Below are 19,558 nucleotides of genomic sequence, written 5' to 3'. Positions count from 1 at the left end.
AAAGCACCGGGCGCCGCCCGGCGCCGTGGGTTCATTCCGGCTGGGCTCGCAGGCTGGCGGCAGGACGGGTGGCCAGGCTGACCGCGACGAAGGTCGCCAGGCTGGCCAGCAGGCCGTAGACGATCGGCGAGTTGGCGAGCAGGCCGTCGCGGGCCATGCAGGCGATCACCGCCAGGCAACCGGCGACGATGCTGGCGATCGCTCCCTGCGGACTGGCCCGACGCCACAGCAGCGCGCCGACGATCGGCACCAGCAGGCCGCCGACCAGCAGGTTGTAGGCGATGCTCAGGGCCGCGATGACGTCGTTGACCAGGCACGCCAGGACCAGCATCGCCACCCCCATCAGCAGGGTGATGCAACGGCTCAGGCGGATGTCGCTGGTGGTACCGGGGCGCAGGAAGCGCGCATAGATGTCTTCCTGCAGCACGGTGGCCGCCGCCAGCAGGCACCCGCTGGCGGTGGACATGATCGCCGACAGTGCGGCCGCCACCTCCAGGCCGCGCAGGCCCGGCGCCAGTACCTCGCGGGTGATCTCGGCGTAGGCGTTCTCCGGCACCGCCAGGTCCGGCAGGAGGACCCGCGCCGCCGCGCCGATCAGCGCGCAGGCGGCGCCGTAGAGCATGCAGTAGACGCCGGCACCAAGCCCGGCGTAGCGCACCACCGTCTCGCTGCGCGCGGTGAACACCCGCTGCCAGATGTCCTGGCCGATCAGCGCGCCGAAGAAGTACAGGAGGAAGTAGGTGAGGATGGTATCCAGGCCGATGTGGCCGAGGTCGAAGAAGCCCGCCGGCAGCACCTCCTGCATGCGCGCCAGGCCACCGGCGCCGTCGATCGACAACGGCAGCAGGACCAGGAAGATACCGACGGTCTTGATCACGAACTGGATGATGTCGGTCAGCGTAAGGGACCACATGCCGCCGATCACCGAATAGACGATGACGATCCCGCCACCGCAGAGGATCGCCGGGATCCGCGGGATGCCGAATACCACCTCGGTGACCGAGCCGATGGCGATGGTCGCGGTGACCGCCACCATCAGGTCGTAGGCGACCATGACCACCCCGCCGATCAGGCGCGAGGAGGCCTGGTAGCGCTGCTCCAGCACCTGGGTCACGGTGAACACCCGCAGGCGCGCGATCTGCCGCGAGAACACCAGGCTGAGGACGATGATCCCCAGGCCGAGCATGAACACCAGCCACAAGCCGGACAGGCCGAACTGGTAGCCGAGCTTGACCGTACCGATGGTCGACGCGCCGCCGAGCACCACCGCGGCCATGGTTCCCAGGTAGAGGCCGGGGCCGAGGCGGCGTCCGGCGACGAGGAAATCGCTCTGGCTCTTCGCCTTGCGCATTCCGTACCAGCCCAGGCCCAGCATGGCCAGGGCGTAGACCAGCATGATCAGGTAATCCAGCAACATCGCCCGCGCTCCTTTTCTTGTTGTTCTGCGTGACGCCCGGCGTGGCGCCTGGGCACGCAGAAGATAGGCCGGGCGCCGCCCGGGCTGAATCCCGGATCGGGCAAGTCGACTTGCGGAGGAAGAGAAGTATCGGCGGGGCGTCGCATTGGCGACGCCGAAACGCAACGCGCCGGCAGGAGCCGGCGCGTTGCAGAGGCGGCTGACGCACCCGCGAGGGCGCGTCAGGCGTCAGGCGGGACGCAGCGAGTAGGTCTTCAGTTGCGCGGCGAACTCCTTCAACGACTGGATACCGCTGGCTTCCGCCTCATGCACCCAGTCCTTGATCGCCGCCAGCATGTCGTGGCCGTTGGCGCTGGTCTTGGCCCAGATCTGCTGCAACGCCAGGCGCTTCTCGTAGATCACCTTCAGCGCCTGGCTGTGGGCGAGCATCGAGTCGATGCGCACGTGGTGGCGGTCCTGCAGCAGGCTGGTCTCGCGCGACAGCAGGCGCTTGGCGCGGCGGAACAGGTGGCGCACCGACTCGTCGGCCTTGGCCACTTCCTGTTTGACCAGCGGCGCGATCACCAGCTTGCGGTACTGCGCCATGATCTGGAAGCGGTTGTTGAGGATCGCCATGGCGGTATCCATGTCCAGGCTGTGCTTGCCTTCGACCCGATGGGCGATCGGCGCAACCCGGGCGACCCTGGCCAGGCGCAGGAAACTGAACAGCTTGATCCAGGCCCAGCCCAGGTCGAATTCCCACTTCTTCACCGACAGCTTGGCCGAGTTCGGGTAGGTGTGGTGGTTGTTGTGCAGCTCTTCGCCACCGATGAGGATGCCCCAGGGCACCAGGTTGGTGGCGGCGTCGCGGCATTCGAAGTTGCGATAGCCGACCGCGTGGCCGAGGCCGTTGACCACGCCGGCGGCCCAGAACGGAATCCATGCCATCTGCACGGCCCAGACGGTCAGGCCAAGGGCGCCGAACAGGGCCAGGTCGATGAGCGCCATCAGCACCACGCCGCCGATCGGGAAGCGCGAGTAGAGATTGCGCTCGATCCAGTCGTCCGGGCAGTTCTTGCCGTAGATGCGCAGGGTGTCCTGGTTCTTCGCCTCGGCCTTGTACAGCTCCGCGCCTGCGCGCAGGACGGTGAACAGGCCCTTGTGCACCGGGCTGTGCGGATCCTCGACGGTCTCGCACTTGGCATGGTGCTTACGGTGGATCGCGGTCCATTCGCGCGTGTTCATCCCTGTGGTCAACCACAACCAGAAACGGAAGAAGTGCTGCAACGCAGGGTGCAGGTCGAGTGCACGGTGGGCGAAATAGCGATGCAGGTAGACGGTCACGCTGACGATGGTGATATGCGTCAGCACCAGGGTAACTGCCACCAGTTGCCAGGGCGACAGGTCGAGAAAACCGTTGAACCACATAGGCGGTACTGAACCTCGGGGGGATTTGGGAGTGATGAGGGCCTTGTCTGACAAAACCTGGGGGCATTATCACCAAGCGGCTGGGGATTACCATCCGTTCTTTTAGATATGAACAGGGCCGGATGGCCATCATTTATACTGCCCGGCCAATAATTGCCCACTGAAAATCCCATGAGCCCCCGCCTGAGTGCCCTTCGCCTGAGCCTGGCTTATCTCGCAATCGCCATCGCCTGGGCGTTCCTGAGCGATCATTTGTTACAAAACCAGGTCCAGGACCACGACCAGCTGGTGTTCTGGATGACCGCCAAGCGGCTGTTCTTCTTCGCCGCAACCGGCCTGCTCCTGTACCTCTACCTGGTACGCCAATTCCGCCGCAAGGCCCAGGCCTACGACGAACTGCACGGCAGCGAGCAGCGCCTGAACCGTGCCCTGGAAGCGGTGCGCGACGGTCTCTGGGATTGGGACCTGGTGACCGACCGGATGTTCGTCTCGCCGGGCTACGCCGCGCTGATCGGCCTCGCTCCGGAGGAACTCGGCGACCCCATCGAGACCTGGAAGAAGCGCCTGCACCCGGAAGAGTACGCCACCGTGCTGGAGGCCCACCGCAACCACCTGCAGGGCCTGACCGACAATCTCGACCACATCTACCGCCTGCGCCACAAGGACGGCGACTACCGCTGGATCCACTCGCGCGGCCGGGTCCTCCGCGACGCCCTGGGCAAGCCGCTGCACTACACCGGCGTGGCCCGCGACATCACCCTGCAGCGGCTCAAGGAAGACCACCTGCGCCAGGCCGCGGCGGTATTCGACAGCACCCGCGAGGGCGTTCTGGTCACCGATGCCCAGGCGGTGATCGTGCACGTCAACCCTTCCTTCGAGCGCATCACCGGCTACCGTTCCGAGGACGTGCTCGGCAAGACCCCGGCGATCCTCCGCTCCGGCCGCCAGGACCAAGCGTTCTACCAGCGCCTGTGGCTGGCCCTGCGCGAGCAGGACGTCTGGAGCGGAGAGATCTGGAACCGTCGCAAGAGCGGCGAGATCTACCCGCAGTGGCTGCACATCCGCGCGGTGCGCAACGACCAGGGCCAACTGACCCACTACGTCGGGGTGTTCTCCGACCTGAGCAGCATCAAGCGCTCGGAGAACGAGCTGGACTTCCTCGCCCACCACGACTCGCTGACCGGCCTGCCCAACCGCGTGCTGCTGCGCGAGCGCATCGAGCAGGCGCTGGAGAACGGCAAGGACCGGACGGTGGCCGGGGCCCTGCTGCTGATCGACCTCGACCACTTCAAGCACATCAACGACAGCCTCGGCCATACAACTGGCGACATGCTCCTCAAGGAGGTCAGCAAGCGCCTGCAACACCAGCTCGACGAGCGCTGCCTGCTGTCGCGACTGGGCGGCGACGAATTCGCCATCCTCGTCGAGAACGACGACCCGGAAGCCGTCGCGCGACTCTCGCAGCGCATCCTCGACGGTTTCAACGCGCCGTTCGACATCCACTGCCAGCCGATCTATATCAGCGCAAGCCTCGGTGTCAGCCTCTACCCGGAAGACGCCAGCGACGTCGACCACCTGATGCAACACGCCGACGCCGCGCTGTTCCAGGCCAAGGACAGCGGGCGTAACGCCTACGCCTTCTACACCCGCGTGCTGACCGCCCGGGCCCGCGCCCATGTCCAGGTGGAATCGGCCCTGCGCCATGCGCTGGAGCACGACGAACTGCGCGTCCACTACCAGCCGGTGCACGACCTGGCCAGCGGGCGGATCGTCGGCGTCGAGTCGCTGGTGCGCTGGCAGCATCCCGAGCGCGGCCTGGTGCCGCCAGGCGAGTTCGTCCCGGTGGCGGAGGAATGCGGGCTGATCGCCGCGCTGGACAACTGGGTGCTCAAGCGTGCCTGCCGGCAGATGCGCGAGTGGCAACAGCGCGGTGTCGAGCTGGAGTTCGTCGCGGTCAACGTCTCCAGCCGGCTGTTCAACCGCGGCGGCCTGGAAGAAAGGATCGCCAATGCCCTGGAAGAGTCCGGGCTGGAGCCCCGCTACCTGGAGCTGGAAGTCACCGAAAGCGCGGTGATGGAGGACTTCGAGCAGTCCCTCAACCTGCTCTGCCGCCTGCGTATCCTCGGCGTGAACCTGGCCATCGACGACTTCGGCACCGGCTATTCCTCGCTGATGCGCCTCAAGCGGCTGCCGGTGCACAAGCTGAAGATCGACCAGGGCTTCGTCGCCGGCCTGCCCGGCGCGGTGGACGACGCCGCGATCGCCCGGGCGATCGTTGCCCTGGCGCAAAGCATGGGCCTGCGGGTGGTTGCCGAGGGTATCGAGCACCAGGACCAGGCGCTGTTCCTGCGCGAACATGGCTGCGACTTCGGCCAAGGCTACTGGTACGGACGGCCGCAACCGGCGGAAGCGCTGCGCTTCGACCTGCCGCCCGTGGCGTTGCCGGAAGACTGAGCCTGGCGGCGAAGCCGGGCCGCTTCGCCGTCTTATAACCACTTTACCTATAAAGATTCTTAAACAATATTTTTAAGAATATTGCCCACTGCTTACTATGCGCCTCACGCCGCCTCCACTTCGTCGAGCAACGCGGCACCTCGAGCCACAGGAGCAGAGACCCATGAGCGCAACCCTCAGAAGCCTGGATGGCCAGGACGAAGCCACCATCCTGCGTGAAATCCAGAGTGCCCTGCGCGGCCTGCGCTTCGGCGCCGTCGAGATCACCGTGCACAACGGCCAGGTGGTGCAGATCGAGCGCAAGGAAAAATTCCGTCTGCAGCAACCGGCCGTCAAGCAGGCCTGAAGCACACGACCCGACTGGACCACCGGAGGCGTCTCGCCATGAACATCCGTTCGATACCCCATCCGCACCGGTACTGCAGCTGTCGGCCGCGAATGCGCGCCTGACGCCCCGTGTTCCCGTCGTTCCGCCAACACCCCATTAGAACAATCGAAACAGCACACACCTAGGAGCTGCACATGTCCCTTCGTCGTTTCGCCCTGGCCGCACTCGCCAGCGCCCTGGTCTCCGGCCCGGTTGCCGCAGCCACGCAACTGCTGAACGTTTCCTACGACCCGACCCGCGAGCTGTACCAGGCCTACAACGCGGCCTTCATCAAGCACTGGAAGGCCCAGGGCGGCGAGGACCTGACCGTCCAGCAGTCCCACGGCGGCTCCGGCAAGCAGGCCCGCGCGGTGATCGACGGGCTCAAGGCCGACGTGGTGACCCTGGCCCTGGCCGGCGACATCGACGAACTGCACAAGCTCGGCAAGCTGCTGCCGGCCGACTGGCAGGCACGCCTGCCGGACAACAGCACCCCCTACACCTCGACCATCGTGTTCCTGGTGCGCAAGGGCAACCCCAAGGGCATCAAGGACTGGGGCGACCTGACCAAGGAAGGCGTGGAAGTCATCACGCCGAACCCGAAGACCTCCGGCGGCGCGCGCTGGAACTTCCTCGCCGCCTGGGCCTGGGCGAAGAAGCAGTACGGCAGCGACGAGAAGGCCAAGGACTACGTGCAGGCGCTGTACAAGCACGTACCGGTACTCGACACCGGCGCCCGCGGCTCGACCATCACCTTCGTCAACAACCAGATCGGCGACGTGCTGCTGGCCTGGGAGAACGAGGCGTTCCTGGCGAAGAAGGAACAGGGCGGGGAAAACTTCGAGATCGTCGTACCCTCCATCTCCATCCTCGCCGAACCGCCGGTCGCGGTGGTCGACAAGGTGGTCGAGAAGAAAGGCACCCGCAAGGTCGCCGAGGCCTACCTGCAATACCTGTACAGCGAGGAAGGCCAGCGCATCGCCGCGCAGAACTTCTACCGGCCGCGCAACCAGAAGGTCGCCGCCGAGTTCGCCACGCAGTTCCCGAAACTGAACCTGGTCACCGTCGACTCCGATTTCGGCGGCTGGAAGACGGCCCAGCCGAAGTTCTTCAACGACGGGGGCATCTTCGACCAGATCTACCAGGCGCAATGATCGCGACGGCAGACCCGTCGCCCGAACCACGGCCCCTCTCCCAGACCCTCTCCCGGACGGGCGAGGGGGCTAGCAGGCCCGGTCCCGTACCGGGCCCACTGCCGGAAGGAACCGGCACCGGGAGAGCCACCAAGCGTTCCAACGCAGAGTAAGGACAGAACATGTCACGACGCATTTCCCCGGTCATACCCGGCTTCGGGCTGACCCTGGGATACACCCTGGTGTACCTCAGCCTGCTGGTCCTGATCCCGCTGGGGGCCATGTTCCTCAAGACCACCCAGCTCAGCTGGGAGCAATTCTGGGCCATCATCAGCGCGCCGCGGGTGCTCGCCGCGCTCAAGCTGAGCTTCGGCACCGCGCTCGCCGCCGCCGTGCTCAACGGCTTGATCGGCACGCTGCTGGCCTGGGTCCTGGTGCGCTACGAATTCCCCGGACGGAAGATCATCGATGCCATGATCGACCTGCCCTTCGCCCTGCCCACCGCCGTCGCCGGTATCGCCCTCACCGCGCTCTATGCGCCGGCCGGCCTGGTCGGCCAGTTCGCCAGCGACCTCGGCTTCAAGATCGCCTATACCCCCCTGGGGATCACCCTGGCGCTGACCTTCGTGACCCTGCCGTTCGTGGTCCGCACGGTGCAGCCGGTGCTCGCCGACATTCCCAAGGAAGTCGAGGAAGCCGCCGCCTGCCTCGGCGCCAGGCCGCTGCAGGTGTTCCGCCATATCCTCGTGCCGGCGCTGCTGCCGGCCTGGCTGACCGGTTTCGCCCTGGCCTTCGCCCGGGGCGTCGGCGAATACGGCTCGGTGATCTTCATCGCCGGCAACATGCCGATGAAGACCGAGATCCTGCCGCTGCTGATCATGGTCAAGCTGGACCAGTACGACTACACCGGCGCCACCGCCATCGGCGTGCTGATGCTGGTGGTGTCCTTCATCCTGCTGCTGCTGATCAACCTGCTGCAGCGCCGCATCGAAACCCCGTAAGGAGGGCGCCATGTCCAGTGCAAGCATTTCCGCTGCCACCGCCAGCGCCTCCCGCCGCGGCAACGCCGGCGGCCGCCTGGCCCTGATCGTCCTGGCCTGGCTGGTCTTCGCCCTGTTCCTCCTGCTGCCGCTCTACGTGGTCCTGAGCGAGGCGCTGAAGCAGGGTTTCGGCACCTTCTTCGAGGCGATCCTCGAACCCGACGCGCTGGCCGCGCTGAAGCTGACCCTGATCGCGGTGGCCATCTCGGTGCCGCTCAACCTGCTGTTCGGCGTCGCCGCCGCCTGGTGCGTGAGCAAGTTCGAGTTTCGCGGCAAGAGCATCCTGGTGACCCTGATCGACCTGCCGTTCTCGGTCTCGCCGGTGATCGCCGGCCTGATCTACGTGCTGTTGTTCGGCGCCCAGGGCTACTTCGGCGAATGGCTGAGCGACCACGACATCCAGATCGTCTTCGCGGTGCCCGGCATCGTCCTGGCGACCCTCTTCGTCACCGTGCCCTTCGTCGCCCGCGAACTGATCCCGCTGATGCAGGAACAGGGCACCCAGGAAGAGGAGGCCGCCCGCCTGCTCGGCGCCAACGGCTGGCAGATGTTCTGGCACGTGACCCTGCCGAACATCAAGTGGGGCCTGATCTACGGCGTGGTGCTCTGCACCGCCCGGGCGATGGGCGAGTTCGGCGCGGTGTCGGTGGTTTCCGGACACATCCGCGGCGTCACCAACACCCTGCCGCTGCACGTCGAGATCCTCTACAACGAATACAACCATGTCGCCGCCTTCAGCGTCGCCAGCCTGTTGCTGCTGATGGCGCTGGTCATCCTTCTGCTCAAGCAGTGGAGCGAATCCCGCATGTCCCGACTGAAAAGCAATGCTGACGAGGAATGAACCATGAGCATCGAAATCCGTAACGTCAGCAAGAACTTCAACGCCTTCAAGGCCCTGGACGACATCAACCTGGACATCCAGAGCGGCGAGCTGGTGGCCCTGCTCGGCCCCTCCGGGTGCGGCAAGACCACCCTGCTGCGGATCATCGCCGGGCTGGAAACCCCGGACGCCGGCAACATCGTGTTCCATGGCGAGGACGTCTCGCAGCACGACGTGCGCGACCGCAACGTCGGCTTCGTCTTCCAGCACTACGCGCTGTTCCGCCACATGACGGTGTTCGACAACGTCGCCTTCGGCCTGCGCATGAAGCCCAAGGGCGAGCGGCCGGGCGAGTCCGCGATCAAGGCCAAGGTCCACGAGCTGCTCAACATGGTGCAGCTCGACTGGCTCGCCGACCGCTATCCCGAGCAGCTCTCCGGTGGCCAGCGGCAGCGTATCGCCCTGGCCCGCGCGCTGGCGGTGGAGCCGAAGATCCTGCTCCTCGACGAACCCTTCGGCGCCCTCGACGCCAAGGTGCGCAAGGAGCTGCGCCGCTGGCTGGCGCGCCTGCACGAGGAGATCAACCTGACCTCGGTGTTCGTCACCCACGACCAGGAAGAGGCGATGGAAGTGGCCGACCGCATCGTGGTGATGAACAAGGGCGTGATCGAGCAGATCGGCTCGCCCGGCGAGGTTTACGAGAACCCGGCCAGCGATTTCGTCTACCACTTCCTCGGCGACTCCAACCGCCTGCAACTGGGCAACGACCAGCACCTGCTGTTCCGCCCCCACGAAGTGTCGCTGTCGCGTTCCGCGGTGGCCGAGCACCGCGCCGCCGAGGTCCGCGACATCCGTCCGCTGGGGGCGATCACCCGGGTAACGCTGAAGGTCGACGGCCAGGACGAACTGATCGAAGCCGAAGTGGTGAAGGACCACGACAGCCTGGCCGGCCTGGCCCGCGGCGAGACCCTCTACTTCAAGCCGAAGGCCTTCCAGCCGGTGGCCAATCTCTGATCCCGCGGCGGGTTCAGCCCGCCGTGCGCTCCGCCAGGCCGCGCAGTCCCGCGCGGCCCTTCGACGACACCTGCAACGCCCGCGAGCCGTCCTGCGGCCGCAACCAGCCCTGGCGCAGACAGGCCTCCAGCAACGCCGCCCCCAGCGCGCCGCCGAGGTGCGGCTTGCGTTCGCTCCAGTCGGGGCAGGCGCAGGCGAACTGCCGACGGCGGCGGCGGACCTCCGCCAGGTCGATCCCCAACCCGGCCAGCCCGGCCTCGCCGGTCGCGCTCAGGCGCAGCGTCCTGCCCTCCTGCTCGATCCAGCCGGCATCCAGCATCCGTGCGAACACACCGACCGCGAGTTCGCCGGCCAGGTGGTCGTAGCAGGTCCGCGCCTCGCGCAACGCCGACGGCGTGCCGTGGCTCGGCGGCAGGCTGCGCCGCTGCGGCTGCAGGGCCAGGGAGGCGCTGGCCAGCGCTTCCACCGCCTGTCCCACTTCGGGCCCGGCCAGGCGATAGAAGCGATTGCGCCCGCGCGCCTCCAGGCTCAGCACGCCGCCCTCGACCAGCCGTCCCAGGTGGCCGCTGGCGGAGGACGGCGAGACGCCCGCCAGCAGCGCCAGCTCGCTGGCCGGGCGGGCGCTGCCATCCATCAGTGCCCAGATCATCTGCGCGCGGCCGGGATCGGCGAGCAGCGCCGCCAGCGAACTGAAGCCGGGATTGAATTGCATGCTTCACCTCCGGATGAAACATTGCCTGTCGACGACGAGAGATACTGGCCGCCATCGCCCGTTCGCGCCAGCCCGAGACAAGGAAGAACCCGCATGTCCGTCGACCTCCACGCCCTGATCCCGCTGATCGCCCTCACCTTCCTTCTCGCTGGCTTCGTCAAGGGCGTGGTCGGCCTGGGCCTGCCGACGGTCTCGGTGGGCCTGCTCGGCCTGGCCATGCCGCCGATGCAGGCGGCGGCGCTGCTGATCGTACCGTCGATGGTGACCAACCTCTGGCAGCTCGCCTGCGGCCCGCGCTTCCTCGGCTTGATGAAGCGCCTGGCCGGCCTGCTGCTCGGGGTGGTCGTGGGCACCCTGCTGGTCGGCGCATGGCTCGGCGGCGACGCGCCAAGGCAGGCCACCGGCGTGCTCGGCCTGGCCCTGGCGGCCTACGCGCTGCTCGGCCTGGCCGCGATCCCGCTGCACCTGCCGGCACGCCACGAGCCCTGGGCCGGCCCGCTGGTCGGGCTGGCGACCGGCGCGCTGACCGCAGTCACCGGGGTTTTCGTGATTCCCGCGGTGCCCTACCTGGGAGCCCTAGGATTGCAGCGCGACGAACTGGTCCAGGCCCTCGGCCTGTCGTTCAGCGCCTCGACCCTGGCCCTGGCGGTCACTCTCGGCGTGCATGGCGACCTGCTCGAACCGCAGATGCTCGGTGCCTCGCTGCTGACCCTGGTCCCGGCGCTGGGCGGGATGCTCCTCGGCCAGTGGCTGCGCCAGCGGATCAGCGCGGCGCTGTTCAGGCGCTGCTTCTTCGTCGGTCTCCTGCTGCTCGGCGCCGACCTCGCCTGGCGCGGTTTCCACTGACGCCAGGGACGCATTGCGCACCCGCCAGGGCGGGCCTGCGGCCTTCGCGGGACTTCCGACGAACGGCACAAGCCGCTATCATCCGCCGCCGCGCGACCCCCACCGGGCGCGCGGCACCGGGCGGAACACGCCCGTCCGGCACGGAACGCCACCTATCGCAAGGAGCACACGATGAAGACCCGTCTTTCCCTTTCCGCCCTGGCCCTCGCCTGCGCCACCCTGGCCGGCTGCCAGAACCTGCCCCAGGGGGACCTCATGCAGCACGGCATGATGGCGGTGAAGGCTGCAACCCTGAGCGACGCCGAGGTCCGCCAGGTCGCCGACCAGGCCTGCGCCGAGTCCGACCAGCAGAACCGCATCGCCCCGGCCAACAGCAAGTACGGCCAGCGCCTGGACAAGATCGCCAAGGCCCTGGGCGACCAGATCGACGGCGTGCCGGTGAACTACAAGGTCTACCTCACCGAGGAGGTCAACGCCTGGGCCATGGCCAACGGCTGCATCCGCGTCTACAGCGGGCTCATGGAGCTGATGAGCGACAACGAGATCGAAGGCGTGCTCGGCCACGAGATGGGCCACGTCGCCCTCGGCCACACCCGCAAGGCCGCCCAGACCGCCTACGCGGCCGCCGCGGTGCGCGGCGCCGCCGGCGCCTCGAAGAGCGGCGCGCTGGCCGCCCTGTCCGGCTCCCAGCTGGGCGAACTCACCGAATCGCTGGTCAACGCGCAGTTCTCCCAGTCCCAGGAATCCGACGCCGACGATTTCTCCTACGAGCTACTGAAGAAGCGCGGAGTGAACACCCAGGGCCTGGTCACCGCCTTCGAGAAGCTGGCCAAGCTGGGCGGCGGCGACAGCAGCATGTTCGATTCGCACCCGGGCTCCCAGGCCCGCGCCGATCACATCCGCCAGCGCATCGCTGCGGATCGCAAGTAACGCTCCCGCCCCGGTCTCCCGCGCTCGCGGGAGACCTTCTCACGCCGCCCGCTTGTGCTCGCGAATGCAGGTCGGGCCGGCGCGCTCCTCGACCTCGCGCTGCACGTCGCCGCGCAGCCCCAGCAGAAAGGCCAGTTCCGCCAGCACGAAGAGCGGACCGACGATCAACCCGCTGAGATCGTCGACGAAGGCCGGCTTGCGCCCTTCGTAGTAATGACCGACGAACTGGATGATCCAGCCGACCACGAACAGGCCGACGCCCCAGCCCAGCCAGGCCGCGGTAGTCCCCGCCGCCAATTGCGCAGCGCCCCACACCGTCAGCGCCAGCAGCGCCGTCATGGCCGCGCCGAAGCGCAGGTCCAGGCGCAGGTAGAACAGCGCCGCGGCGAGCGCCAGCAGCAGCGCCGGAGACAGGCCGAACCCCAGCGCCGGCCGCGCCAGCAACACGGCGATGGAGAGGACGATCATCGGAATGCCGATGAAATGGCTGAAGATGTTGCGCCGGTCGCGGTGGTAGGCGGCGTATTGCGCAAGGTGATCGACTAGGGTTTTCATTGTTGTGGTCTCACGCCAGGGTTCTCGCATCATCGCGCCGCCCCGGTTTTCCACTCTGTCAGCTAGACGACAAACATGAACGAGCGTACCGACTACCGTTCGCAACTCCAGGCCGACCGCTGGTTCCAGGGTTTGCCGGAGGCCTTGCAGACGCACCTGCTGGCACTCGCCCAACCGCGCCAGTTGCCGCCGGGCCAGCGCCTGTTCGCCCGCGGCGACGCGCCCTGCGGACTGTACTGCGTGGTCGAGGGCGCGATCCGTATCAGCGCGGTCAGCGAGAACGGCAAGGAGGCGCTGCTGATCCTGGTGGAAGCACCGCACTGGTTCGGCGAGATCGCCCTGTTCGACGGCCAGGCGCGCACCCACGACGCCTACGCCGAAGGCCACACCCAGCTACTCCAGGTACCGCAGGCGGCGCTGCTCGAACTGCTTCGCCGCGAGCCGCATTACTGGCGCGACATGGCCCTGCTGATGAGCCACAAGCTGCGCCTGGCATTCATCGCCCTGGAAGAGATGGCCCTGCTGCCGGCCGCGCAACGCCTGGCGCGGCGCCTGCTGATGCTCGCCGAGGGCTACGACAACAGCCGCAGCCGGCAGGTCCTGCACCTGCCGCAGGAACAGCTGGCATTGATGCTGTCGCTGTCGCGGCAGACCACCAACCAGATCCTCAAGGACCTCGAAGCCCAGGGCATCCTCCAGCTCAGCTACGGCGGCATCGAGATCCTCGACCTCGCCGGCCTGCGCGCGGCCACCCACGGCTGAGCGCGAATCACACTTTCGAACGCTTGCAGGCGCGCCATGGCCGGCTACCGTGTGCAGGGCACCTGCCCTCGGTGCGGATATCCATAACGACAACAACAGGATCTCCCCATGCTCCGTCCCGCGCTTCCCGCTGTCCTCTGTCTTTGCTGCCTGTTGCTGGCGCTGCCGGCGCGTGCCGCCCTAGACGACCAGCAACGCGCCCTGCAACAACTGCAGGTCCAGGCCTGTCGCGCGGTGGGCAGCCTGTTGCTGCTGCGCGGCGAGGGCTTCCAGGAACAGCACGCGGCGCAACTGGAGAAGGATCTCGCCAGCCTCGACCGCGCGCTCGCCGCCGCCCCCGAGGGGGTGCTCCTGCGGCAAGGCGAAAGGGCGCTGGTGGCGCGCATCCGTGAAGGCGCGGCCTACGGCCCCCGCGAGGAGGACCTGCCCTGGCGCTACCCGCAGCAACTGAGCCGCGCCCTGCGTGACTTCCTCAACCTGGTGGAACGCCAGGTGCCGCCGCCCCCGCCAGGCCAGCCCCTGCCGCTCTGGCAGTTGCCGGTGCGGGTCGAGTACCTGTCCCTGCAATACCTGGCGCGCGCCTACCTGGGCGGGCTGGAGATTGCCCGCGAACAGCCCCGGGACTATCTCGGCCAGGACGAGAGCGTGCTGGTCCCGCTGATCGACCGGCGCATCGCCCTGCTGGTGGCGCAAAGCGCCAACCCGGCTGGACTGAAGAAACTGGAAAACCGCTGGGAGTACCTGAGCCAGGCCCTGCGCGACCTGAACAGCAAGAGCAGCGCGCTGGTCAGCGCTTCCGGCAGGCCCTGGGCGCCGATCATCGTCGACCGCCACGCGCGGGCCCTGAGCGAAAGCCTGATGCGCTTGAGTGCGGAGTGAGGCCACGCGCCGCACGGGGCGGATAACCTCGCCACTCGCCACGCTGCGCCAGCGTCCGCCCCGACTCCCTGGCCAGCGCATTTTTTCGAATCCGCCCTGCGGATTTTGATTTGCCGCCACGCCCTGGCGCAGGCGCAATGGTGCTCCCGAAAGGAGATCGCCATGCCCACTGCCACCCCACCCGGCCGCACCCTCTGGCTGATGGCCGCCATCGTCCTGGTCGGCCTCAACCTGCGGCCCTCCATGGCCGCCGTCGGCCCACTGCTGAACGCCATGCGCGGCGAGATCGCGCTCAGCTTCGGCGACGTCTCGCTGCTGACCGCCCTGCCGGTGCTGACCCTCGGCCTCGGCATGTTCTTCGGCCTGGGCATCGCCCGCCGCGTCGGCGAGTGGCGTTCGGTGGCCCTCGCCCTGCTGCTGATCGGCGCCGCCAGCGCCCTGCGCCTGGGCAGCCGAGGCCTGCCCGACCTGCTCGGCAGCGCCATGCTCGCCGGCCTCGGCATCGCCCTGATCCAGGCGCTGATGCCGGCCCTGATCAAGGCCCGTTTCGGCGCGCGCACGCCGCTCTGCATGGGGCTCTATGTCACCGCCATCATGGCTGGCGCGGCGCTGTCCGCCAGCGCCGCGCCGACCCTGGCGGAGCACGCCGGCTGGCGGCTCGGCCTCGGTGCCTGGGCGGCGCTCGCCGCGCTCGCGCTGCTGGCCTGGTGGCTGCAACCCGGCACCCGCCTGCGCCTGCCCGCCGCGCAGCCCGGCAGGAGCCTCCTGCGCTATCCGCGGACCTGGCTGCTGGTCCTGTTCTTCGGCCTCGGCACGGCCTGCTACACCTGCGTGCTGGCCTGGCTCGCGCCCTATTACCTGGAGCAGGGCTGGAGCGCCCAGGAATCCGGGCTGCTGCTCGGTTTCCTGACGGCCATGGAGGTGCTCTCCGGGTTGCTCGCGCCGGCCCTGGCCAGCCGCTCGCGGGATCGCCGCCCGGTGCTGGTCGGGCTAACGGCGCTGATGCTGGCCGGCTTCCTCGGCCTCGCCTGGGCGCCGGCCAGCCTGCCGCTGCTCTGGGCGCTGTGCCTCGGACTGGGCATCGGCGGGCTGTTCCCCATGGGCTTGATCGTCTGCCTCGACCACTTCGACGCGCCGCAACGCGCCGGTCAACTGGCTGCCCTGGTACAAGGCGCCGGCTACCTGATCGCCGGGGTCTCGCCGTGGATCGCCGGGCTGCTGCGCGACAGCCTCGGCAGCTTCACCGGCGCCTGGCTCGGACTGACCGCGGTGGCGGCGCTGCTGCTGGGACTGGGTCTGCGCTTCGACCCACGGCGCTATGCGGCACTGTTCGCCGAGCGGCAGGCGCGAGGCGTCGGCGCCGAAAGCTTGCGCTGAGGAAGGGGACGGGTTCTGATGGCGCTCCCGACGCCGTCAGGACGCCCCGATGCTGATCGCCAACGGCCTGCGCAAGGTCGACATGCAGGACCTGCTGGTCTTCCTCCAGGTCCACCAACGACAGAACCTCGTCGAGGTCGCCGAACACCTGAGCCTCAGCCCGTCGACGGTCAGCTACTGCCTGAAGAAGCTGCGCCAGGCCTTCGACGACGAGCTGTTCATCGCCACCCGCGGCGGCATGCAGCCGACCCACAAGAGTCGCGCCATGCTGCCCCATGTGGAGGAAATGCTTGCCCGCATAAACGCCTGTCACGCCGCCCAGGGCAGCTTCGACCCGCGTGGCGAGCCGCGTACCTTTACCCTCTGCGCGCCGGAATACGTCGAGCTGCTGATCCTTCCGGCACTCCTGCGACGGCTCGCCGCCAACGGCCCGAGGATCGGCCTGGACATCCGCCGCCTGGGTCCCGAACTGCCCACCGAAGCATTGCTCGACGGCCAGGTCGACCTGGTCTTCGACTTCGGTCCCGAGTACCACCGACCGGCACCGGAGCTACAGGCGCTCGCCCTGTTCAGCGACGAACTGCTCTGCGTGCAGGATCGTGCCCAGCCGCGCCACGAGCGCCTGGAACTGGACGAGTTCTGCCGGCGCCGCTTCGTCTTCCCGACCCCGCTCGACGCCAGCAACGCCAACCTGGTGGACACGTGGCTGCGACGCCAGGACCGCAGCCGCGAAGTCGCCGCGCGCGCCAACAGCTACGTCGCCGCCCTGCAACTGCTGTCGGGCAGCGACTTCGTGCTGATGCTGCCGCGACGTATCCACGCGCTGCTCGACGATGGCCGCCATCGCGCCTGCCTCGCACCGTCAGGGCTGCCGCCGTTCGCCCTGCACCTGTCATGGAGCCGTGCCGCCGACCAGGACCCGGCGAACCTCTGGCTGCGCGAACAGGTGCTGATCGTCTGCGCCGAGCTGGGTTTGCTCTAGCCTGCGTCATCCTGCACTTCGAGGCTCGCCGCCAGGGAGCGCCAGAGCACTTCGGCGAATACCTGCTGGATGCCGCCGGCCAGGTAGTCGAACATCTGCTGCGCTTCCCGCCACTGGCTGCACACCAGCCAGAGATCCGGCTCGAGGGCGTCCCTGCGCACCTGGTACTCCTGGCAACCCGGCGCCTCCAGCCCCGGTTCGACCAGTTGTTGCAGGCGCAGGCCAAGCCGTTCCGACTGACCGTTGCGCGCGCGAATACGGATGACCTGGCTGGCGCTCATGACGGACGCTCCTTCGGACGAACGAGCGACGCCTCAGTGGGCGCCGCGCTCCAGTGGCTTGAGGATCGGGTCGCCCTCCTTGAGCAACTCCCAGACCAGCAACTTGGCAGGCTTCATCGGATCGGGATTGCGTGCCAGCAGGTGCGGCACGTTCGCCGGCTCGTACCAGCTCTGGCCCACCGTGTAGGTCTCCACCGGGCCGCCTTCCAGTTGCGTCTGCACGGTGCCTTCGAGCACGTAGACGAACACCGAGCCGGGATGCACATGGGGCGCGGAGACCTGGCCGGGCTTGAACGACACCGTCAGCATCAACCCACGATGGCCGGGAATCTCGGCCAGGGCCTGGTCGCGCAGGGTTTCCACCTTCTCCGCAGCATGGGCGCTGGCCAGCGTCGGCAGCGCGGCGAGCAGCAGGCAGGCGATCGATCGATTGGCCTTCATCGCCGCCCACCTCACTCCGGTTGCATGCCCATGCCGACGCCGAAGCGGTTCCAGGCGTTGATGGCCGAGACCGCCAGGGTCAGTTCGGCGATCTCCTTGTCGTCGAAGTGCTCGCGCAGTTCGTCGAGCAGGCCGTGCGGCAACGGCCCCTGACTGAGGCGGGCGAGTTGCTCGGTCCAGGCCAGGGCGGCGCGCTCGCGCGGGGTGAAGTAGGGGGTTTCCTGCCAGACGCAGAGCGCTTGCAGACGCTGCTCGGTCTCGCCGGCCTTGCGCGCGTCGTTGGCATGCATGTTCACGCAGTAGGCGCAACCGTTGATCTGCGAAGTGCGCAGGTAGACCAGTTCGATCAGCGGGCGTTCCAGGCCGGCCTTGGCCAGGGCCTTTTCCAGGCCGAGCATGGCGGCATAGGCGTCGGGGGAGGCTTTGGCCCATTCGAGGCGGGTGGTCATGGCGAATCTCCTTGGCTGATTGGCAGCCGCGAGAGTGGAAAGCGGCGCGGCATGGGGTAACACTAAGCCTGCCTTTGGCTTCCACGAAGAGCCAATTACCAGAAATACCAGGTAGCCAATTTCGCCATGGAACTGCAACTGATCCTCGACGGCCGCCACGACCTGGTCGGCCAGCTCTATCGCCAGCTGCGCGACGCGATCCTCCACGGTCGCCTGGCCACCGGCGATCGCCTGCCAGCCACGCGCTACCTTGCCGAACGCCTGGAAGTGTCGCGCAAGACCGTCAGCGAAGCCTACGAGCGCCTCACCAGCGAGGGCTTCCTCGAAGGCCGGGTCGGCAGCGGCACCTTCGTCGCCCGCGGGCCCGCCGGGGAAGCGCCGCCGCAGCGCGCCGACGGTCCGCTGCGGCCGGCCGCGCGCTGGGCACGCATCGAACCGCAGTCCGGTCTGATGGACCAGCGAGCACCGCTCCGCTACAGCTTCGCCGGCGGCACGACCGACAAGCGCCGCTTTCCCTTCGATACCTGGCGTACCTGCGTGCTCCAGGCGCTACGCCTGCAACAGCGCTCGCCGGCGTTCTACAAGGAAACCGAAGGCGACCCCGAACTGCGCCTGGCGATCTCCCGCTACCTGGCGATCAACCGCGCCGTGCAGTGCGACTGGAACGCCCTGATGGTCACCCAGGGCGCCCAGCAGGGACTCGACCTGCTGGCCCGGGTGATGCTCGACCCCGGCGACCTGGCGGTGGTCGAGGAACCCGGTTATCCGCCGGCCCGCGCCAGCCTGCTGGCCACCGGCGCCGAGGTGCGCGGAGTGCCGGTGGACGCCGAGGGGCTGCGCGTCGACCTGCTGCCGGACAACGCCAAGCTGGTCTACGTCACCCCGTCGCACCAGTTCCCGCTGGGCATGCCGATGAGCCTGGAGCGGCGCCTGCAGTTGCTGGACTGGGCGCAGCGCCACCGGGCGCTGATCATCGAGGACGACTACGACAGCGAGTACCGCTTCGACGGGCGTTCGCTGGAGTCGCTGCGCAGCCTCGACCGGAACGGCCAGGTGGCCTACCTCGGGACCTTTTCCAAGACCCTCTTCCCCGAGCTGCGCCTCGGCTACCTGCTGCCGCCGGCAAGCCTGCGCGAAGCGGTGCTGGCGGCGCGCAAGCTGGTCGACCGGCACAGCGAGACCTTGCAGCAACGCGCCCTCGCGCTGTTCATCCAGCGCGGCGACTTCGCCCGCCATACGCGCCGCCTGCAACGCGAATACGCCCAGCGTCGCCGGCGCCTGCTGGGACGCCTGCACGGCGACCTGAGCCCCTGGCTCGAAGCGCTGCCGGCGGTGGCCGGGATCCACCTCGCGGCGCGCTGTCGCGAACCGCTGGATGTGCTGCGCATCGCCCGTCATTTGCGCCAGCAAGGCCTGGAGGTCGGCACCCTGCCGCCCTTCTACGCGGAAACCCCGGCACAGGCCGGCTTCCTCTTCGGCTTCGGCTGCATCGAACGGGACGACATCGACCCGGCGTTGGACCTGTTGCGCGCCGAGCTGCGGCGCTAGGCGCGCTTCCGCCCATCCACGGCCGGCAACTCGGCGGCGCGCAGGTAGGTGCCGATCTCCCCGGCCAGAGGCTCGATTGCAACCGCGCCCCATGCCCAGCGGCGCATGACGCACCGCGTTATCCGCCCTACTGGAGGCGCCGCC

The 19,558-nt window shown here is 68.1% G+C and carries 20 protein-coding genes; 13 read left to right on the top strand and 7 right to left on the bottom strand.

Annotated features, from left to right (window positions below):
* Positions 1-31: 31 nt before the first annotated feature.
* Positions 32-1,417, bottom strand: a complete 1,386-nt coding sequence (locus tag VQ065_RS01755) for a sodium:solute symporter (RefSeq protein ID WP_003084254.1) — start codon at positions 1,415-1,417, stop codon at positions 32-34.
* A 228-nt stretch (positions 1,418-1,645) separates the two neighbouring features.
* Positions 1,646-2,824: a delta-9 fatty acid desaturase DesA gene (gene desA, locus VQ065_RS01750; RefSeq protein ID WP_340080330.1), complete on the bottom strand. Its 1,179-nt coding sequence runs from the start codon at positions 2,822-2,824 to the stop codon at positions 1,646-1,648.
* Between the two features lie 171 nt (positions 2,825-2,995).
* Here desA and VQ065_RS01745 point away from each other — a divergent pair, with 171 nt between their 5' ends.
* From VQ065_RS01745 to VQ065_RS01720, 6 genes are all read left to right on the top strand, one after another.
* Positions 2,996-5,278 carry a putative bifunctional diguanylate cyclase/phosphodiesterase gene (locus VQ065_RS01745; RefSeq protein WP_003084250.1) on the top strand — a complete coding sequence of 761 codons (2,283 nt, stop codon included), beginning with the start codon at positions 2,996-2,998 and terminating at the stop codon, positions 5,276-5,278.
* Positions 5,279-5,441: 163 nt separating this feature from the next.
* On the top strand, positions 5,442-5,624 hold the full coding sequence (oscA, locus tag VQ065_RS01740) for a sulfur starvation response protein OscA (protein WP_003084246.1): 183 nt from the start codon (positions 5,442-5,444) through the stop codon (positions 5,622-5,624).
* Positions 5,625-5,800: 176 nt separating this feature from the next.
* Complete coding sequence (locus tag VQ065_RS01735; RefSeq protein WP_003084243.1) at positions 5,801-6,799, top strand: sulfate ABC transporter substrate-binding protein; 999 nt, start codon at positions 5,801-5,803, stop codon at positions 6,797-6,799.
* 161 nt (positions 6,800-6,960) lie between these two features.
* Positions 6,961-7,779: a sulfate ABC transporter permease subunit CysT gene (cysT, locus tag VQ065_RS01730; RefSeq protein ID WP_003084241.1), complete on the top strand. Its 819-nt coding sequence runs from the start codon at positions 6,961-6,963 to the stop codon at positions 7,777-7,779.
* A gap of 10 nt (positions 7,780-7,789) precedes the next feature.
* Positions 7,790-8,659 carry a sulfate ABC transporter permease subunit CysW gene (gene cysW, locus VQ065_RS01725; RefSeq protein ID WP_003084239.1) on the top strand — a complete coding sequence of 290 codons (870 nt, stop codon included), beginning with the start codon at positions 7,790-7,792 and terminating at the stop codon, positions 8,657-8,659.
* Positions 8,660-8,662: 3 nt separating this feature from the next.
* Positions 8,663-9,652 (top strand): sulfate/molybdate ABC transporter ATP-binding protein, encoded by a 990-nt coding sequence (locus tag VQ065_RS01720; RefSeq protein ID WP_003084237.1) that lies wholly within the window; start codon positions 8,663-8,665, stop codon positions 9,650-9,652.
* A 13-nt stretch (positions 9,653-9,665) separates the two neighbouring features.
* Here the strand turns inward: VQ065_RS01720 and VQ065_RS01715 are convergent, their stop codons facing one another.
* Positions 9,666-10,364, bottom strand: a complete 699-nt coding sequence (locus VQ065_RS01715) for an ArsR/SmtB family transcription factor (protein WP_003112933.1) — start codon at positions 10,362-10,364, stop codon at positions 9,666-9,668.
* 93 nt (positions 10,365-10,457) lie between these two features.
* Here VQ065_RS01715 and VQ065_RS01710 point away from each other — a divergent pair, with 93 nt between their 5' ends.
* Positions 10,458-11,210 (top strand): sulfite exporter TauE/SafE family protein, encoded by a 753-nt coding sequence (locus VQ065_RS01710; protein ID WP_014603496.1) that lies wholly within the window; start codon positions 10,458-10,460, stop codon positions 11,208-11,210.
* A 171-nt stretch (positions 11,211-11,381) separates the two neighbouring features.
* The gene (locus VQ065_RS01705; protein ID WP_003084230.1) at positions 11,382-12,140 is read left to right on the top strand and encodes a M48 family metallopeptidase; all 759 of its coding nucleotides are present in this window, start codon (positions 11,382-11,384) and stop codon (positions 12,138-12,140) included.
* A 39-nt stretch (positions 12,141-12,179) separates the two neighbouring features.
* Here the strand turns inward: VQ065_RS01705 and VQ065_RS01700 are convergent, their stop codons facing one another.
* Entirely contained in the window at positions 12,180-12,695 is a 516-nt protein-coding gene (locus VQ065_RS01700) for an Mpo1 family 2-hydroxy fatty acid dioxygenase (RefSeq protein ID WP_003084225.1), read from the bottom strand.
* Between the two features lie 75 nt (positions 12,696-12,770).
* Between VQ065_RS01700 and VQ065_RS01695 the strand changes: the two genes are divergently transcribed.
* From VQ065_RS01695 to VQ065_RS01680, 4 genes are all read left to right on the top strand, one after another.
* Complete coding sequence (locus VQ065_RS01695) at positions 12,771-13,457, top strand: Crp/Fnr family transcriptional regulator (protein WP_003084223.1); 687 nt, start codon at positions 12,771-12,773, stop codon at positions 13,455-13,457.
* A gap of 108 nt (positions 13,458-13,565) precedes the next feature.
* Positions 13,566-14,336 carry a hypothetical protein gene (locus tag VQ065_RS01690; protein ID WP_003084221.1) on the top strand — a complete coding sequence of 257 codons (771 nt, stop codon included), beginning with the start codon at positions 13,566-13,568 and terminating at the stop codon, positions 14,334-14,336.
* A gap of 162 nt (positions 14,337-14,498) precedes the next feature.
* Positions 14,499-15,713, top strand: a complete 1,215-nt coding sequence (locus tag VQ065_RS01685) for a cyanate transporter (protein ID WP_023094307.1) — start codon at positions 14,499-14,501, stop codon at positions 15,711-15,713.
* Positions 15,714-15,762: 49 nt separating this feature from the next.
* Positions 15,763-16,695, top strand: a complete 933-nt coding sequence (locus VQ065_RS01680) for a LysR family transcriptional regulator (RefSeq protein WP_003084217.1) — start codon at positions 15,763-15,765, stop codon at positions 16,693-16,695.
* Here VQ065_RS01680 and VQ065_RS01675 read toward each other — a convergent pair.
* The 3 genes from VQ065_RS01675 to VQ065_RS01665 are packed head-to-tail and all read right to left on the bottom strand — an operon-like array spanning position 16,692 to position 17,866.
* Entirely contained in the window at positions 16,692-16,976 is a 285-nt protein-coding gene (locus VQ065_RS01675; protein WP_003084214.1) for an antibiotic biosynthesis monooxygenase family protein, read from the bottom strand. The two genes, VQ065_RS01680 and VQ065_RS01675, sit on opposite strands and share 4 nt — an antisense overlap.
* Positions 16,977-17,009: 33 nt before the next feature.
* A complete protein-coding gene (locus VQ065_RS01670) occupies positions 17,010-17,417 on the bottom strand; it encodes a cupin domain-containing protein (RefSeq protein WP_003084212.1) in 408 nt (135 codons plus the stop codon).
* A gap of 11 nt (positions 17,418-17,428) precedes the next feature.
* The gene (locus VQ065_RS01665) at positions 17,429-17,866 is read right to left on the bottom strand and encodes a carboxymuconolactone decarboxylase family protein (protein ID WP_003084211.1); all 438 of its coding nucleotides are present in this window, start codon (positions 17,864-17,866) and stop codon (positions 17,429-17,431) included.
* A gap of 126 nt (positions 17,867-17,992) precedes the next feature.
* Between VQ065_RS01665 and pdxR the strand changes: the two genes are divergently transcribed.
* Positions 17,993-19,414 (top strand): MocR-like pyridoxine biosynthesis transcription factor PdxR, encoded by a 1,422-nt coding sequence (pdxR, locus tag VQ065_RS01660; protein ID WP_003084208.1) that lies wholly within the window; start codon positions 17,993-17,995, stop codon positions 19,412-19,414.
* The last annotated feature ends 144 nt before the right edge of the window (positions 19,415-19,558 follow it).

It is taken from the genome of Pseudomonas sp. KBN10P06128 (genome assembly GCF_037574945.1).
Classification (GTDB): Bacteria; Pseudomonadota; Gammaproteobacteria; order Pseudomonadales; family Pseudomonadaceae; genus Pseudomonas; species Pseudomonas aeruginosa.
Note: the sequence above shows the minus strand (reverse complement) of the source record. Positions and strands in the feature narration are given on the sequence as shown.